Annotated in this window: 14 protein-coding genes and 1 rRNA gene; all 15 read left to right on the top strand. The window is 68.9% G+C overall.

The window, feature by feature from the left end; genetic code table 11:
* The 15 genes from rrf (at window position 1) to AR539_RS09695 (ending at window position 16,288) form a co-directional block, all read left to right on the top strand.
* Window positions 1–90: ribosomal RNA gene (rrf, locus tag AR539_RS19925) — 5S ribosomal RNA — on the top strand.
* A gap of 194 nt (window positions 91–284) precedes the next feature.
* Window positions 285–2,090 (top strand): hypothetical protein, encoded by a 1,806-nt coding sequence (locus AR539_RS09630; protein ID WP_157360966.1) that lies wholly within the window; start codon window positions 285–287, stop codon window positions 2,088–2,090.
* Window positions 2,074–2,715: a hypothetical protein gene (locus AR539_RS09635; protein WP_157360967.1), complete on the top strand. Its 642-nt coding sequence runs from the start codon at window positions 2,074–2,076 to the stop codon at window positions 2,713–2,715. The genes AR539_RS09630 and AR539_RS09635 overlap by 17 nt, the downstream gene beginning before the upstream one ends.
* Before the next feature lie 140 nt (window positions 2,716–2,855).
* Window positions 2,856–4,739, top strand: a complete 1,884-nt coding sequence (locus tag AR539_RS09640; protein WP_066435430.1) for a hypothetical protein — start codon at window positions 2,856–2,858, stop codon at window positions 4,737–4,739.
* A gap of 6 nt (window positions 4,740–4,745) precedes the next feature.
* Complete coding sequence (locus tag AR539_RS09645) at window positions 4,746–5,735, top strand: HAD-IIA family hydrolase (RefSeq protein WP_066435436.1); 990 nt, start codon at window positions 4,746–4,748, stop codon at window positions 5,733–5,735.
* A 10-nt stretch (window positions 5,736–5,745) separates the two neighbouring features.
* A complete protein-coding gene (locus AR539_RS09650; RefSeq protein WP_066435438.1) occupies window positions 5,746–6,012 on the top strand; it encodes a hypothetical protein in 267 nt (88 codons plus the stop codon).
* Window positions 5,999–6,820: a TlyA family RNA methyltransferase gene (locus AR539_RS09655; RefSeq protein ID WP_066435443.1), complete on the top strand. Its 822-nt coding sequence runs from the start codon at window positions 5,999–6,001 to the stop codon at window positions 6,818–6,820. The genes AR539_RS09650 and AR539_RS09655 overlap by 14 nt, the downstream gene beginning before the upstream one ends.
* A gap of 13 nt (window positions 6,821–6,833) precedes the next feature.
* A complete protein-coding gene (locus AR539_RS09660; protein WP_066435449.1) occupies window positions 6,834–7,874 on the top strand; it encodes an NAD kinase in 1,041 nt (346 codons plus the stop codon).
* Window positions 7,875–7,877: 3 nt separating this feature from the next.
* On the top strand, window positions 7,878–9,617 hold the full coding sequence (gene recN / locus AR539_RS09665) for a DNA repair protein RecN (protein ID WP_066435451.1): 1,740 nt from the start codon (window positions 7,878–7,880) through the stop codon (window positions 9,615–9,617).
* An 89-nt stretch (window positions 9,618–9,706) separates the two neighbouring features.
* Window positions 9,707–11,470, top strand: coding sequence for a CTP synthase (locus AR539_RS09670; RefSeq protein ID WP_066435464.1), 1,764 nt, complete (start codon window positions 9,707–9,709; stop codon window positions 11,468–11,470).
* Window positions 11,471–11,496: 26 nt separating this feature from the next.
* Window positions 11,497–12,159 carry an NUDIX domain-containing protein gene (locus AR539_RS09675; RefSeq protein ID WP_066435467.1) on the top strand — a complete coding sequence of 221 codons (663 nt, stop codon included), beginning with the start codon at window positions 11,497–11,499 and terminating at the stop codon, window positions 12,157–12,159.
* On the top strand, window positions 12,159–13,247 hold the full coding sequence (gene xerD / locus AR539_RS09680) for a site-specific tyrosine recombinase XerD (RefSeq protein ID WP_231728560.1): 1,089 nt from the start codon (window positions 12,159–12,161) through the stop codon (window positions 13,245–13,247). Before AR539_RS09675 ends, xerD begins: the two co-directional genes overlap by 1 nt.
* A gap of 81 nt (window positions 13,248–13,328) precedes the next feature.
* The gene (locus tag AR539_RS09685; RefSeq protein ID WP_082699286.1) at window positions 13,329–15,203 is read left to right on the top strand and encodes an HNH endonuclease signature motif containing protein; all 1,875 of its coding nucleotides are present in this window, start codon (window positions 13,329–13,331) and stop codon (window positions 15,201–15,203) included.
* A gap of 42 nt (window positions 15,204–15,245) precedes the next feature.
* The gene (locus tag AR539_RS09690) at window positions 15,246–15,698 is read left to right on the top strand and encodes a DUF5956 family protein (protein WP_066435470.1); all 453 of its coding nucleotides are present in this window, start codon (window positions 15,246–15,248) and stop codon (window positions 15,696–15,698) included.
* Between the two features lie 101 nt (window positions 15,699–15,799).
* Complete coding sequence (locus AR539_RS09695) at window positions 15,800–16,288, top strand: 8-oxo-dGTP diphosphatase (protein ID WP_066435472.1); 489 nt, start codon at window positions 15,800–15,802, stop codon at window positions 16,286–16,288.
* Window positions 16,289–16,337: the final 49 nt, after the last annotated feature.

Here is a 16,337-nt window from a genome sequence, read left to right on the forward strand (position 1 = left end):
GGGGGAAACGCCCGGTCCCATTCCGAACCCGGAAGCTAAGACCCACAGCGCCGATGGTACTGCACCCGGGAGGGTGTGGGAGAGTAGGTCACCGCCGGAACATCATTAGGTCGAGGACCCCCGAACACCGTTCGGGGGTCCTCCCGCATTTAAGCATCTAAAGTCCATTCCGGTGCGCCCTTGCCCCGGCGCTATATGCCCCGGTTAGGATTTGGTGTGGTCCGCCGTCTGCGGACCAGGGTGGAACGGAAGCTTCCACTATTCGATATTGGGGGAGTTGACTAGTGAAGATTCCAAAAATGGTTGCCGTGGTGGCAATCCTGGCGGCGGCGACGGCGACGTCCATTGTGCCTGCCTACGCCGATGAGTTGCCCACCACCACGCCATCCGTCGCCGCAAGCGTCCAGACGTCGCCGGCAGCAGACCCGAAAAGTTCCATCGCGCCCACCACAGCGCCCACAACCTCGACCCCGGTTGCGCCTCCTGCACCAACGGCACCCTCCGTGCCGACGACGGCCGCGCCGGGCACCGTGAAAAGCACCGCCCCCACGGCAACGCCAACACCCTCGCCGTCGCCCGAATCGGACACCAAGTCAGCCGCCGCGGAACCGCCGTCTGGCGCGGCTGCCGTCGGAGCCGGCGAAGCAGCGATCCAGGCGCACTGGACGTCTTTGGGCGGCGCCAGCGGTTCACTGGGGCCGGTGGCATCAACGGTTTACTGCGAACTGCGGAACAGCGGCTGCGTCCAGCGCTTCGAAAAGGGGGCCATCCACTGGTCCGAGGCGACAGGTGCCCACGCCACGCAGGCGGACATCGCCGCCAAATGGGCAACGCTGAACTGGGAATCCGGCCGCCTCGGCTATCCCGTCAGCGAACAGGTATGCACGCTCAAGAACGGTGGCTGTGTCCAGCGGTTTGAGGGCGGTGCCGTGCACTGGTCCAAGACGACCGGAGCCTTCGCCACCTGGGCAGCGATCGCTGCCCGTTGGGCCGCCCTGAACTGGGAGGCGGGACGGCTCGGGTATCCCGTCAGCGATGAGATCTGCGGCCTGCGAAACGGCGGCTGTGTCCAGCGCTTCGAAGGAGGGGCCGTGCACTGGTCCAACGGGACCGGCGCACACGCAACCTGGGCGGCCATTGCCGCCCGTTGGGCCACCATGAACTGGGAGTCCGGCCGGATGGGTTACCCCATCAGCGGCGAGACCTGCGGTCTCCGCAACGACGGTTGTGTCCAGCGCTTCGAGGGCGGCGTCTTCTACTGGTCACCCTTCGGCGGCGCCCAGCCCATGTGGGGAGCCATCCTCGCCAGCTACGGCGGCAGGTCCTGGGAATCGGGCTCGCTGGGATATCCGGTGGCAGCCGAGTCCTGCTCCGGCTCCACGGTGTGCTCCCAGGAATTCCAGTACGGCAAGTTCACCTGGACAGCCGGACTGGGCGTCAAATACCACCTCAGGTCCGCGGGGTACTGCGAGTCGCTGAACCGGAACGCTGTCCGCTACACCGGTGGGGGCTCGGCCCGCGTCTCGTTCGCCATTGCCGAAAGCTACCCCGCCACGCCTGTTACGTTCACCACCTGTGTCCGGGTCAACGGCGCCTACCAGGTCGAGTGGACAGTACCCGGCTACGCCGGCGAAAGCGGCTTCGCCCGTCCCGGCGTCGCCTCCGGACCCACCATCAACAAGTTTTCGCCCACCGGCTCCTTCACGGTCACTGAAGCATTCGGTCTCGGCAACCCCGGCACCTCGCTGTCCTACCGCCAGCTGAACGCCTACTCCCGCTGGGGCGGCAGGCTGAACTCGAACTACAACAAGTACTTCGAATCCAGCGCCGACATCTTCCCGGACGAGAACATGTGGTACTACGCCACACGTCCCTCGCACGATTACCGTCAAGGGGTCGTCATCAACTACAACCGTCCTCCGGACTCCGCCATCCAGATGAACGCCGGCTTCGCGATCTTCCTGCACGCAAACCGCGTCCCCACCTGGGGCTGCATCTCCCTTTCGGAGGCAGATGTTGTGAGGTTCCAGCAGGGGGCCGTACCGGGAGACCGGATCATCATGGGAGTTGGCGATGATGTTTTCAGCTAAAGACAAAGCGGCGCTGGGCGGCCTCGGGCTGGCCATCGTCCTGGGGCTGTCCGGGTGCAGCGGATCCTCGCCGGCCCCCGACGCCGGGTCCACGGCGACGTCTGCACCTACGACGGCGGCAAGCCCCACCAGCACCGGGCCGGCCACCGCGCGGGACGGATCGTCGCTCCTTCCCACTACCGATGTGGGGGCGTGCTCCCTGCTGGGAGCCGACCAGGTCCGGGAAGCCCTCGGCGACGCCGCGAAGGACGTCCAGTCCGGTGAGGTGGCGGGGACCGTGAGCCCGGAAGGCGTCCGGAATGAAAACTGCATCTACCCGCTCGATGCATCCGGGGCCACAACCCACGCCGTCATCCTGGAAGTCGTGACGTATCCGGACGAAGCCAGCCGGGCGGGTGCCGACCCGTGGGAGGCCATGATGTCGCCCACAGAAGTGACCGGCCTCTGGGGTGAAGCGCGCTACGCCACCAACCGCCTCAGCGAATCCACCGAACACGTCCTGGCCGTTGCCAAGGGCACGCAGGTCTGGAAATTCCTGGTCTCCCAGCCCAAGGACACGCCCACCTGGGAGCCCGCCGAAGGGCAGGCGGTCATGAAGAAGCTGGCGGAGTCAGCCAAAATCTAGGCCGCCGGACTCGACTACAATAGAGGCTGGCCTCGAGGCTTCCCGTTCACCACGGGTTGGCGCTCGTCAGGCAAGAAGCAACTAGGAGTAGTACGGCTGCCAGCGTGCCAGTCGGGGGCTCGCAACAGGAGGAATCCAGCATGGCTGAGCACAACGACGGACACCGCGGCGGCAACGATCGCGGCAACTTTGGCGGCGGCCGCACATCCGGCGGCGGCGGTTTCCGCGGCACCAACAACTCCGGCGGCGACCCCCGCGGCTACCGCGCCCGCGATGACCGCGGCGCCGACCGGAAGCCCTACGGCGACCGTCCTGCACGTGAAGGTGACCGCAAGCCCTACAGCGGTGGCGGCGACCGTGATCGGAAGCCTTATGGTGACCGTGGTCCGCGTGAGGGTGGCGGGGAGCGCCGCAGCTTTGGTGCCGGCGGTACCAGTGACCGTAAGCCGTACGGCGGTGGCGGCGATCGTGACCGCAAGCCTTATGGTGACCGTGGTCCGCGTGAGGGTGGCGGGGAGCGCCGCAGCTTTGGTGCCGGCGGCACCAGTGACCGTAAGCCGTACGGCGGTGGCGGCGATCGTGACCGCAAGCCTTATGGTGACCGTGGTCCGCGTGAAGGTGGCGGGGAACGTCGCAGCTTTGGTGCCGGCGGTACCAGTGACCGCAAGCCTTACAGCGGTGGCGGCGATCGTGATCGGAAGCCTTATGGTGACCGCGGTCCGCGTGAAGGTGGCGGGGAGCGTCGCAGCTTCGGTGCCGGCGGCACCAGCGACCGCAAGCCCTACGGTGGCGGCGACCGTGACCGTAAGCCGTACAGCGGCGGCGACAACCGCAAGCCGTTCGGCAACCGCGACGACCGTCCGGCCCGCAGCTTTGACCGTGGCGACTCCGGCCCCCGCCAGTTCGGCCGCGACCGGGCAGAGGACCGCCCGGTCCGCGTACCCAATGCCCGGGACCTCCGCAGCGCCAACCGTCCGGACCGTGAGCGTTCGCCGCAGATCGACGACGACGTCACGGGCAAGGAACTGGACCGCGCCACTCAGCACCAGATCAAGACGCTCGAGGACAACAGCGCCGAGTGGGTGGCCCGCCACCTGGTGATGGCCGGACGCCTGATCGACGACGAACCGGAGCTGGCCTTCCAGCACGCCCTCGCAGCCAGCCGCCGCGGCGGCCGGCTTGCCGCCGTCCGCGAAGCCGTGGGCCTCACCGCCTACGCCGCCGGCCACTACGGCGAAGCCCTCCGCGAGTTCCGCACCTACCGTCGGATCAGCGGCTCCAACATGCACCTGCCCGTTATGGCCGACTGCGAACGCGGACTCGGCCGTCCGGACCGCGCCCTGGAAATGGCACGCTCCGAGGAAGCCAAGGACCTTGACGCCCCCGGCAAGGCGGAACTGGCCATCGTGGCCGCCGGCGCCCGCACGGACCTGGGCCAGCTGGACGCGGCCGTTTCCGAACTGGAAATCCCGCAACTGGACATCAACCGCGCGTTCTCCTACAGCCCGCGGCTCTTCCGCGCCTACGCCGAGGCCCTCGCCGCGGTAGGCCGCACAGCCGAAGCTGAGAAGTGGCAGCGCCAGGCCGTCGTCGCCGAGAATGCCCTCGGCCTCAACGTCCAGGAGGATCCCGACATCATCGACCTCGGCTGGGACGAGGAAGAGGAAGCCCGCGAAGCCGAGGAGCAGCGCCGGGTCCTGGCCGAGCAGGCCGCGCAGCGGTCCGCCGCGGCAGCGGAGCAGGCGCCCGCCAGCGCCAGCGCCGAGGCTGTTGCCGGGCTGCCGGAAACGCAGGACACTCAGGTGAGCACGGTCAGCACTCTGGATGACGGAACCGACGACGTCGAGTCCGACTTCTGGGAGTCCGACGACGCCGAGTCCGATGAGGACTCCGTCGAAAAGGACGCCCTGGACCGCTCCGAGGTACTGGGCGGCGACGATTCCGGCGACACCGGTCACGAGGACTCCCACGACTCCGGCTTCCAGGACGACGATTTCCGCAACCAGGAACGCTCCGAGGGCTGACCGGACGTGGCTGCACCCGACCTGATCTCGACCTTTGACGCCCTCCTCGCCGACCTGGACGGGGTGGTGTACGCAGGCGCCCACGCCATCCCGGGCGCTGTGGAATCCCTGCGCCGCCTCGCCGGGATCGGCGTCGGCCTGGGCTACGTCACAAACAACGCCTCCCGGACACCCGCCGAGGTTGCGCAGCACCTGCGCGACCTCGGCGCCCCGGCAGAGGACCAGCAGGTGGTCAGCTCCTCGCAGGCGGCGGGCGAACTTCTGGCGTCGCTGCTGCCGGCGGGGTCCCGCGTCCTGATCACGGGCGGGGACTCCCTGGCCCTGGAGATCGAACTGGCCGGGCTGGTGCCGGTCCGCAGCGAATCCGAGCAGCCCGTCGCCGTCGTGCAGGGGTTCCATCCGGACCTCGGGTGGAAGGACCTGGCGGAAGCGGCATACGTCGTTGCCGGCGGGGCACTGTGGGTGGCCACCAACACGGACATGTCCATTCCGCAGGCCCGGGGCATCGCGCCGGGAAACGGAACCCTCGTGGCTGCCGTGGCAGCCGCCACCGGGCGGCGGCCCCGTGTCGCCGGGAAACCGGAGGCGCCGTTGTTCCATGCCGCCGCGAAGCGGCTGGCCGCAGACCGGCCGCTGGTGGTCGGCGACCGCCTGGACACCGACATCCTCGGCGGCAACAACGCCGGCTTCGCCACAGTCGCCGTACTGACCGGCGTCGACACCCGGGAGTCCATCCTCGCCGCCCGCACGCTGGAACGGCCGGGCTATATCATCAACGACCTCACGGACCTGTACCGCCCTTACCCGGCCGTGGAGTCCGACGCCGGGCAGTACCGCTGCGGCGCCGCCTCCGCCGCCGTGCACGGGCAGACGGTCCGGGTCAGCGGCGATCCCGCCGACCTTGACGCGTGGCGGGCCGCGTGCGCGGCCTGGTGGACGGCCAACCCCGAGACCGCCACCGCCCTGGCGCCGGTCCTTGAATGGCTGGATCACTAGACTGGGGACCATGACCGAGCCCCACCACACTCCCGGGACGGATTCCGCCGGGGGAGCAGCCCCCGCCAACTGGCCCGAGGCTCCCGCCGGAACCGCCGAAAGCAACGGCACCCGGGACTCCGCCGTCGACGCGCTGCTGGACCGCCTCGGGGAACTGCCGGAGCTTCCGGTAGCCCGCCACGGGGAGGTTTATGCGGGGCTCCACGACGACCTGCTGGCAGCCCTGAACGAGTCCGTCACCATCGCGCCACCGGGGGAGCCCAATGAGCAGGCTTGACCAGGCCCTTGTCAGCCGCGGGCTGGCGAGGTCCCGAACCCATGCCGCGCGCCTGATTGCCGAGGGGAAAGTCAGCTCCGGCGGGAACGTGCTGGCCAAGGCCTCCCTCCAGGTCGGGGACGACACGAGCCTCGACGTGGCCGCTTCCGGCGAGGACAACTACGTCAGCCGGGCCGGACACAAACTGGCCGGCGCGCTGGACGCCTTCCCCGCCGTCGCCGTCGCGGGCAAGCGGTGCCTGGACGCCGGAGCCTCCACGGGCGGATTCACCGACGTGCTGCTGCGCCGCGGCGCGGACCACGTGGTGGCCGTCGACGTCGGCCATGACCAGCTGGTCCCGGCCATCCGGAACGACCCCCGGGTGACCGTCCACGAGGGCCTCAACGTCCGCTACATGACTCCGGACCAGATCGGCGGACCGGCGGCCCTGACGGTGGCTGACCTGTCCTTCATCTCCCTGACCCTGGTGGTGGCACCGCTCGCGGCGTGCACCGATCCGGGCGGGGACCTGGTGCTGATGGTGAAACCGCAGTTCGAGATCGGCAAGGACCGGCTGGGCCGCACCGGCGTCGTCACCTCGGAGCGGGAACGCCGGCTCGCCGTCGGCAAAGTCGCGGCGGCGGCCATGGACGCCGGACTGGAATTGCAGGGCCTGGCGTCCAGCCCGCTGCCCGGCCAGGACGGAAACGTCGAGTACTTCCTGTGGATAAAGCGCGGTATTGGCACAGACCTGCCTAAGATCGAAGAGCGGGACGCGGCCGTTGCTGCGTTACTCGGAACGATCTGGCCCCACCACGAGAAGCACTAGAAGGCGGAACCCGATGAGCAGGCGCGTCCTCATCCTTGCCCACACAGGCCGTGAGGAGTCCCTCAAAGCTGCCTGGGAAGCGTGCGCACGGCTCCACGATTCCGGCATCGTCCCGGTGATGCTCAAGACCGAGCTCGGCGACATGGTCCGGTTCTTCGGACGCCTCGACCAGCCCGTCGAGATCCTCCACGACCATGTGATGCTGCCCGACGTCGAACTCGTTATGGTGCTGGGCGGCGACGGGACCATCCTCCGCGCGGCCGAGCTGGTGCGCGAGGTCGACGTGCCGCTGCTCGGCGTCAACCTCGGCCACGTCGGCTTCCTAGCCGAGAGCGAGCGGGCGGACCTCGCCCAGACCGTCGAGTGGATCGCCAGCCGCGAATACACCGTGGAAGAGCGGATGACCATCGACGTCCAGGTCTGGGTCCGCGGACAGAAAATCTGGCACACGTGGGCCCTCAACGAGGCCGCGATCGAAAAGGGCAACCGGGAACGGATGCTGGAGGTGGTCACCGAAGTCGACGAACGGCCCCTCACCTCCTTCGGCTGCGACGGCGTGGTCCTGGCCACCCCCACCGGCTCCACCGCGTACGCCTTCTCCGCCGGCGGCCCGGTGGTGTGGCCCGAGGTCGAGGCGCTGCTGATCGTGCCCATCAGCGCCCACGCGCTCTTCGCCAAGCCGCTGGTGGTCTCGCCGCGTTCCCGGCTCGCCGTCGAAATCCTGAGCCGGACCAACGCCCAGGGCGTCCTCTGGTGCGACGGCCGGCGCTCGGTTGACCTGCCGCCCGGCGCCCGGGTGGAAGTGACCCGCTCCGCCACGCCCGTGCGGCTCGCCCGGACACACCAGACGCCCTTCTCCGGCCGCCTTGTCCGAAAGTTCGAGCTCCCGATCCAGGGCTGGCGCGGACCCATGGCGGAGGCCGCCACCATCCATACGGGCCCGCTGCCGGTGATCCGCACACCCCGGCCGATGCCCCCGCTCCCAACTCCGCCGCAGGCCGGCCCGCTTTCCGCAGGGCCGGACGACACACCCGATCCATCGACTGCGAAGTGACCCATGCTTGAAGAACTGAGAATCCGCGACCTGGGCGTCATCACCGACGCCACGCTGCCCCTCGGCCCCGGCCTGAGCGTTGTGACCGGTGAAACAGGCGCCGGCAAGACCATGGTGGTGACCGCCGTCGGGCTGCTGCTCGGCGCACGGTCCGACGCCGGTGCTGTCCGCAGCGGCGCGAAAAGCGCCTCGGCTGAGGCGACCGTCAGGCTCGACGCCGGGCACCCGGCCCTGGAGCGCGCCGCTGAAGCGGGCGCGGAGGTCGAGGAGTTCGACGGCGGCGCTGAGCTGCTGCTCGCCCGCAGCGTCAGCGCGGACGGGCGCAGCCGTGCCTACCTCGGCGGGCGCTCCGCCCCCGTGGGCGTGCTGGCGGAAATCGGCGGGACGCTGGTGGTGGTTCACGGCCAGTCCGAGCAGATCCGGCTGAAGAGCCCGGTGGCGCAGCGCGCCGCCCTGGACAAGTTCGCGGGGGAGGGCTTCGCTGCAGCGCTTGCCGGCTACCAGGAGCTCCATGCCCGATGGAAGTCCAGCCAGGCCGAGCTGGACGAGCTCCGCAGCGCCGCGCGGGAACGCCTCCGCGAGGCCGAATCCCTGGAAGCCGCGCTGGCCGAAATCGACGCGATCGACCCGCAGCCCGGGGAAGACGAATCCCTCAAGGCCGAAGCCGTCAAACTCGCCAATGTCGAGGAACTCCGGATCGCGGCCACCACGGCCCACCAGGCGCTCATCGCCGAGGACTTCGGCGAGGGCAACGACGCCACGGCCCTGGTGGACACCGCCAAACGCACCCTGGAGCACGTCGCTGAACACGACGAGGAGCTGGGATCGGCGGCCGCCCGCCTGGCCGAGGTGGGATTCCTGCTCAACGACATCGCCACCGAACTGGCCAGCTACCAGGCCTCCCTCGACACCGAGGGCCCGGAACGGCTCGCCGAGATCGAGGAGCGCCGCGCGGCCCTCGCGAAACTGGTGCGCAAGTACGCGCCGAGCATCGACGAGGTCCTGGGCTGGGCGGAGCAGGCCCGGGCCCGTTTCCTGGAGCTGCAGGACGACTCCACCCGGATCGAGGCGCTGGACGCCGAGGTGGTCCGCAGCGAGGCGGAGCTGCGCAAACAGGCCACCGCCCTCGGCAAGCTCCGGAAGAAGGCGGCCAAGGACCTCTCCGCCCGCGTCAGCGCCGAGCTCAAGGCCCTGGCGATGGCGGACGCCACCCTGGTCATCAACGTCGAAACCGACGGCCCGCTGGGCCCGTTCGGCGCGGACGAGATTGCCTTCCTGCTCCAGCCGCACTCCGGCGCCCCGGCCCGGCCGCTGGGCAAGGGCGCCTCCGGGGGTGAGCTGTCCCGCGTGATGCTCGCCATCGAAGTGGTGCTGGCCGCCGTCGATCCCGTCCCCACGTTCGTCTTCGACGAGGTGGACGCCGGCGTGGGCGGCCGTGCCGCCGTCGAGATTGGCCGCCGGCTGGCGATGCTGGCCCGGCACGTCCAGGTCCTTGTGGTGACCCACCTGCCGCAGGTGGCGGCCTTCGCCGACCAGCACATCCGGGTCACCAAAACGTCCGTGCGCGGCGCCGACGGAGGCACGGCCAGCGGCTTCACCTCCAGCGACGTCCAGCTCCTCGACGCCGGGGAGCGGGTGCGGGAGCTGGCCCGCATGCTCGCCGGCCAGGAGGACTCCGAGTCCGCCCAGGCCCATGCCCAGGAACTGCTCGACGACGCCAGGCTCCTGCCGCAGCAGGCCTGACTGCCGCAGGCGCGATCCGTGCGGCGGGCCACAGCTGGGATGACAATCACAGCCGCTTGCCGCGAACAGACCCCTTGAAGGACGAATTGATGATAGGCTCGAACCCCGTGGTGCAGCGATCAAATTCCCGTGTAAATTCCCGGTTCCCGGACTCGTCCAAGACGACCAAACACATCTTCGTCACCGGTGGTGTGGCGTCCTCGCTCGGTAAGGGACTGACGGCTTCGAGCCTCGGTCACCTCCTGCGGGCACGCGGTTTGTCTGTAACTATGCAAAAGCTCGATCCCTATCTGAACGTGGATCCGGGCACGATGAACCCCTTCCAGCACGGCGAAGTCTTCGTCACTGACGACGGCGCCGAAACGGACCTCGACATCGGACACTACGAGCGTTTCCTCGATGAGAACCTCGAGGGCTCGGCCAACGTGACCACCGGCCAGGTGTACTCCACCGTGATCGCCAAGGAGCGCCGCGGCGAATACCTCGGCGACACCGTCCAGGTCATCCCGCACATCACCGATGAGATCAAGCGCCGCATGCGGCTTCCCGCCGAGGGCAAGCACGCCCCCGACGTGATCATCACCGAAATCGGCGGCACCGTGGGCGACATCGAATCCCAGCCGTTCCTTGAGTCCGCCCGCCAGGTCCGCCAGGACATCGGCCGGAACAACGTGTTCTTCCTGCACGTCTCCCTCGTGCCGTACATCGGCCCCTCGCAGGAACTGAAGACCAAGCCGACGCAGCACTCCGTTGCCGCCCTGCGCTCCATCGGTATCCAGCCCGAGGCGATTGTGATCCGTTCCGACCGTGACGTCCCGCAGGCCATGCGCGACAAGATCGGCCGGATGTGCGACGTCGACATCGACGCCGTCATCGGCTGCCCGGACGCGCCGAGCATCTACGACATCCCCAAGACCCTGCACACCCAGGGCCTGGATTCGTACATCGTGCGCGCCCTCGACCTCCCCTTCAAGGACGTCGACTGGACCAGCTGGGACAAGCTCCTTGACGCGGTCCACAACCCCAAGCACGAGGTCGAGATCGCCCTGGTCGGCAAGTACATCGACCTGCCGGACGCCTACCTCTCCGTGACCGAGGCGCTGCGCGCCGGCGGTTTCGCCAACGACACCAAGGTCAAGATCCGTTGGGTCCCCTCGGACGAGTGCGCCACCCCCGAGGGTGCGTCCAAGTCCCTGGAGGGCGCTGACGCGATCTGCGTGCCGGGCGGCTTCGGCATCCGCGGCCTCGAAGGCAAGCTGGGCGCACTGAAGTATGCCCGCGAAAGCAAGCTTCCCGTCCTCGGCCTGTGCCTGGGCCTGCAGTGCATGGTGATCGAGTACGCCCGGAACGTGGTGGGCCTTGAGGGTGCCTCCTCGTCCGAGTTCGAGCCGGACTCCAAGTACCCCGTGATCGCCACCATGGAAGAGCAGCTGGACTTCGTGGACGGCAAGGGCGACCTGGGCGGCACCATGCGCCTGGGCCTGTACGAGGCCAAGCTCGACGCGGGTTCCGTGGTCGCAGAGACCTACGGCACCACCACGGTCAGCGAACGGCACCGCCACCGCTACGAGGTCAACAACAAGTACCGCGACCAGATTGCCGCCAAGGGGCTGGTGTTCTCCGGAACGTCGCCTGACGGCAAGCTCGTGGAGTACGTGGAGCTTCCCCGCGAAGTCCACCCGTACTACGTTGCCACGCAGGCGCACCCGGAGCTCAGCTCACGCCCCACCCGGCCGCACGCGCTGTTCTCGGGTCTGGTGAAGGCCGCCCTGGAGCACCAGCACGGCGCCGGCCAGTTGGCTGCTGAGGCCAAGTCCGCCGCAGCCAAGGCTTCCCCGGCAGCCTCGAAGTAACCCCAACTGAATCAAAGGACGGCGCGATGCCCGGTACCCCTGAGACCCCCAATGCTGCACGGCAGGTTTCGGACGAACCGAGCCCGCGCCGTCTTTTGTCGTCCCGGACGGTTTACGAAGGCCGGATCTGGGATGTTGTCAGCGACAGTTTCCAGCTAAGCGACGACGGCGATGCGCTGGTCCGCGATTACATCGACCATCCCGGTGCCGTTGCCGTCCTGCCGATGAACGACCGCGGCGAGGTGCTGCTGATCAAGCAGTACCGGCACCCCGTCGGAATGGACCTGTGGGAGATCCCGGCCGGTCTGCTCGATGTGGCGGGCGAGGATTTCGTGGCCGGAGCAGCACGCGAGCTGGCTGAGGAAGCAGACCTGATCGCCGGAACGTGGAACGTGCTGGCCGACTTCTTCAACTCGCCCGGTTCCTCCAGCGAGGCCATCCGTATCTATCTGGCCCGGGACCTGAGCGACGTGCCAGGGCACGAGCTCCACGTCCGCACCGACGAGGAAGCCGAAATCGAGCTGCACTGGATTCCGCTCGAGGATGCCGTGGCGGCCGTGCTGGAGGGCCGCCTGCACAACCCGTCCGCCGTCGTCGGGGTTCTGGCCGCCGCCGCGGCCCGTGACAACAACTTCGAGGGCCTCCGCCCGGGCGGCGCGCCGTGGCCCGCGCACCCCAGCCAGCGCTGATGGCGGAACCGCTGACGGCCGAGCCGCAGGTTGCCGGGCCGCTGGCTGCCGAGGCGCTGGCTGCCGAGGCGCCTGTTGCTGAGAGGCCTGTTGCCGGGCCGCCTGCGCAGGCCGCCACCGGCGCGCAGCCGCCGGTGCGCCCGCTGACGGCGATTGACCGGGCCATCACGGACTACCTGCAGCACATGGGGGTGGAACGGGGGCTGGCGGCCAACACCCTCTCCGCGTACCGGCGGGACCTGGCCCGCTACGCGCGGCACCTGGACGGGGCAGGACGCCGTCGGCCCGAGGACATCACTCGGCACGACGTCACCGGGTTCGTCCAGGCGCTTTCGGACGGGTCCGACGGCGGATCGGCGTTGGGCATCCGCTCGGCCGCCCGGACAGTCGTGGCCGTGCGCGGACTGCATAAGTTCTGGGCCCTCGAAGGCGTCACTCCCACCGATCCGGCCAGCGACGTCCACCCGCCCATGCCGGGCAAACGCCTGCCCAAAGCCATCAGTGTCGATGAGGTCACCCGGATCCTGGAAGCGGCCGGAACGGACACGGCGACGGGGCTGCGGGACCGGGCCCTGCTGGAGTTCCTTTACTCCACGGGCGCCCGCATCAGCGAGGCCGTGGGCCTCGACGTCGACGACATCTCCCTGCACACGCCCGACCAGGGGGAGCCCGGGCCGGCGATCGTCCGGCTTTTCGGCAAGGGGTCCAAGGAACGCCTGGTCCCGCTCGGTTCGTTCGGCGCCCGCGCCCTGGACGCCTACCTTGTCCGCGGCCGACCGCTGCTGGCCGCCAAGGGCAAGGGGACGCCTGCGCTGTTCCTGAACGCCCGAGGCGGACGGATCAGCAGGCAGAGCGCTTGGACCATCCTCAAGACGGCCGCCGAGAAAGCCAACATCACCAAGGATGTCTCGCCGCACACCCTGCGCCACTCCTTCGCCACGCACCTGCTGGAAGGCGGGGCCGACGTCCGGGTGGTGCAGGAACTGCTGGGCCACGCTTCCGTCACCACCACGCAGGTCTACACCCTGGTCACCGCGGACACCCTGCGGGAAATCTACGCCGCGGCCCACCCGAGGGCTCTGGGGTAAGCGCACATCCTGCACCGCGGCCGGTTCCGATAACGCGGCCACGTTCGCTAAATTGTCTGAGCCTCGATTTATTGTTGGGGTATGGAAAGCAGCGCGGCTTTGAGTACGGAAACCCGGGAGGCGGCGGGAGCCGTCGCCGAGTCCGCTGCTGCGCTGGTCGCGTTGACTGGCGCGCTGCCTTCTGGCTTGCCCGACGGCGGACCCGACCCGCTGTCAGGCGCCCATCCGCAGCCGGAGGGCGGTGTGCCGGTGGGCGCTGATCCGTTGCGGGAGCGGGCGGATGCGTGTCTGGACGGTTTCGCGGAGCTGGCGCGGCTGGATGCGCGGAGCGCGGCGTTGCGGGCCCGGATCACCGCGGAATATTTGGACGTGACCAAGGCGTTGGCGGCGCCGGAACTGCCCAGCAGCGCGCAGGAGATGGCGGAGGTCGCGGAGGTCGCAGGTGCCATGACCGTTTCCGAACGCACCGCCGGAGCGCTGATTTCCGACAGCATGGCGCTGACGGAAAGGCTGCCGCTGACCCTGAACGCCTTGCAGGCCGGGACCCTCTCGTGGCAGCACGCCCGGATAATGGTGGACGAGACGGCGAATCTGGATGCGGCCGGGGCGGCCGCGCTGGAAGCTCATTTCCTGGACCCGGCCGCATCCGACCCGGCCCGGGGGTGCCCGGCCGGGGAACTTGTCCCGGGCCGGTTCCGCGCCAAGGCCCGTACGTGGCGGGAACGCCACCACCCGGTCAGCATCGAAACCCGCCACGCCCGGTGCGCGGCGGATCGGCGGGTCGAGTTCGTTCCGGACCGGGACGGGATGGCCTGGTTCAACACGTACCTTCCGGCCGATACCGCGTCTGCACTCTGGGCCCGGACCACCGCGGACGCCCGGGCACTGCAACGCCCCGACGAGCCCCGGACCCTGGCCCAGCTCCGCGCCGACGTCGCGGCCACCCTCCTCCTCACCGGCGACACCGGCACCAACGCCGGCGGCACGGGCAACGCTGCCGCAGGTGACGTTGTCGATGACGCCCTTGCGGGCGGGGATGTTGTGGGTGGGGGTGTGCCGGTGCCGCGGGCGCAGGTGCTGGTCACTGTCCCGGTGATGTCGCTGCTTGGTGTGACGGAGGAACCGGCGATGCTGGACGGGTACGGGCCGATCCCGCCGTCCATGGCCCGGCGCCTGGTGGCCGGCGGCGCGGATTCGTTTCACCGGGTCCTGGTTGATCCGCGGGACGGGGCGCCGCTGGAGATCGGCCGGACCAGCTACCGGGTCTCCAAGGCCCTGCGGCAGTGGCTGCGGCTGCGGGACGCCAAATGCTCCTTCCCCAGCTGCAACAACCATTCACTCGACAACGAAGCGGACCACCTGTTGGCCTGGGCCGACGGCGGGACCACCGGGATCAGCAACCTTGGCCAGCCGTGCCGGAAACACCACCGCCTCAAACACACCACCGCCTGGCGACCCGTCGGGGCCACGAAGACCAGCCCGCCGGGCTGGACCTCACCCACCGGGCGGACCTACCCCAGCGAACTCCAGGACTGGGAACCACCAACCTGGCCCGACAACATCCCGCTCCCCGGCAGTACCCCGGACCCCGGCGCGCCCGTGGATGAAGGCTGGCCCGCCGACCCCGAATGGGACCCCGACGTGCCTTTGGGCCAAGGCTGGTGCCCGGACGCCGATGAACCTTCAGACCAGGGCTGGTGCCCGGACCCCGGCGCACCCCTGGACCAAAGCTGGCGCCTGGATCCCGGGCGGGGCACTGAGGTCGAACTGCCGGAGGATCCCTTGACGGACTGGTACTTGGCCGCGTCCGAGTTCCCTGGGTACGAACCTGGCGATGTGCTTGATCCGGAACGGCCTGTCGATCCAGGCTGGGATCCCGACATGGAGCTTCCTCCGGACCCGTTTCCCGACTGGTACCAATTCATCGCAGATCAGCACCCCGCCGCCGCAGTTTGAGTCCGGCTTCCTGAACTGCCTGTGTAATAGATGAGGACTGAAATGAACGAAGACGCGTGGGCGTGCCCGGAGCTTGCCGAGGCTCCAGCCGGCTGGATCCTGGCCACAGAAAACGGCTGGGGTGCCTTAACGGTCTGGGCTGCGGGGGCCGGCAACTTCGTCAGGGTCCCGGTCGCGGGCCGTGCGCGTCAGGGCAATGTCGTCCACAGATGGCCGGACGGCATCGAACGGACGGAGGTCTTCACGCTGACCGAAGCCGACCTGGCATCGATCGAGGACGACATCGACGCCTATCTAGCGGACGCCGAACTGCCTCCCCGGCCGCGGGGCTACGACTGGTTTATCCGTCCTCCCGCGCGTATTGCACTCGGCGAGGATACTTTCTGGGGCGTCCTGTGGTCCGCCGCCACTGCGGAGCTGCCAGGGGATGCGGTACGTCCTTCGACGTTGAAGTACCCCGCCAGGGAGGCGCTGGCGCACATGTACTCCGGCTGAGCGGCCTTGAGCTAAGTCAGCGGCATCAACAGCATCCGGCTCCGCGAGGGCCCCGCCGCCGGATAGCTTCGGCATCCTGTGCCAGCTATAAGGTGGAGCACATGATGTCCACGCCTGTTACCCTTTGCTTCCTGCTCCGCGACGCGGCAAGCGGCACCGAGGTGCTCCTGGGTCTCAAGCGGACGGGGTTCGGGACGGGCAAGATCGTGGGCATCGGAGGCCACGTGGAGGCGGGGGAGACCGACGCCGAGGCAGTGGTCCGGGAAGTCTGGGAAGAAGCCGGAGTGGTGGTCCGGGAAGAGGACCTGGCCCACGCCGGCGTCGTCGAATTCATCTTTCCCTCGCGGATGGAATGGAACATGTCCTGCCGGCTCTTCACCACCCGGCGCTGGGAAGGTGAACCGGCCGAGAGCCCGGAGATCATCCCGGAATGGTTCGATGTCGAGGCGCTTCCGCTGCAGCTCATGTGGCAGGACGCCGAGCATTGGCTGCCGCCCGCGCTGGCCGGCGAGGTGCACAACATCGTCGTTGTCCTGAACGAGGACAACGAAACCGTGGCCTCCGTAGAAAAACTTCCGCCGCGGATGTAACCGCAGCGGCTGAGCCGGAAATTCAACATATAGCCTGCACTGCAGGAAG

Source organism: Arthrobacter sp. EPSL27, assembly GCF_001512305.1.
In the GTDB taxonomy this organism is placed as follows: Bacteria; Actinomycetota; Actinomycetes; order Actinomycetales; family Micrococcaceae; genus Arthrobacter.

Bases quoted from the DNA above. Each gene is read 5' to 3' on its own strand.
- AR539_RS09635 (WP_157360967.1), top strand. From the start codon at position 2,074: ATGATGTTTTCAGCTAAAGACAAAGCGGCGCTGGGCGGCCTCGGGCTG.
- AR539_RS09640 (WP_066435430.1), top strand. From the start codon at position 2,856: ATGGCTGAGCACAACGACGGACACCGCGGCGGCAACGATCGCGGCAAC.
- AR539_RS09650 (WP_066435438.1), top strand. From the start codon at position 5,746: ATGACCGAGCCCCACCACACTCCCGGGACGGATTCCGCCGGGGGAGCA.
- AR539_RS09655 (WP_066435443.1), top strand. From the start codon at position 5,999: ATGAGCAGGCTTGACCAGGCCCTTGTCAGCCGCGGGCTGGCGAGGTCC.
- AR539_RS09660 (WP_066435449.1), top strand. From the start codon at position 6,834: ATGAGCAGGCGCGTCCTCATCCTTGCCCACACAGGCCGTGAGGAGTCC.
- recN (WP_066435451.1), top strand. From the start codon at position 7,878: ATGCTTGAAGAACTGAGAATCCGCGACCTGGGCGTCATCACCGACGCC.
- AR539_RS09670 (WP_066435464.1), top strand. From the start codon at position 9,707: ATGATAGGCTCGAACCCCGTGGTGCAGCGATCAAATTCCCGTGTAAAT.
- AR539_RS09675 (WP_066435467.1), top strand. From the start codon at position 11,497: ATGCCCGGTACCCCTGAGACCCCCAATGCTGCACGGCAGGTTTCGGAC.
- xerD (WP_231728560.1), top strand. From the start codon at position 12,159: ATGGCGGAACCGCTGACGGCCGAGCCGCAGGTTGCCGGGCCGCTGGCT.
- AR539_RS09685 (WP_082699286.1), top strand. From the start codon at position 13,329: ATGGAAAGCAGCGCGGCTTTGAGTACGGAAACCCGGGAGGCGGCGGGA.
- AR539_RS09690 (WP_066435470.1), top strand. From the start codon at position 15,246: ATGAACGAAGACGCGTGGGCGTGCCCGGAGCTTGCCGAGGCTCCAGCC.
- AR539_RS09695 (WP_066435472.1), top strand. From the start codon at position 15,800: ATGATGTCCACGCCTGTTACCCTTTGCTTCCTGCTCCGCGACGCGGCA.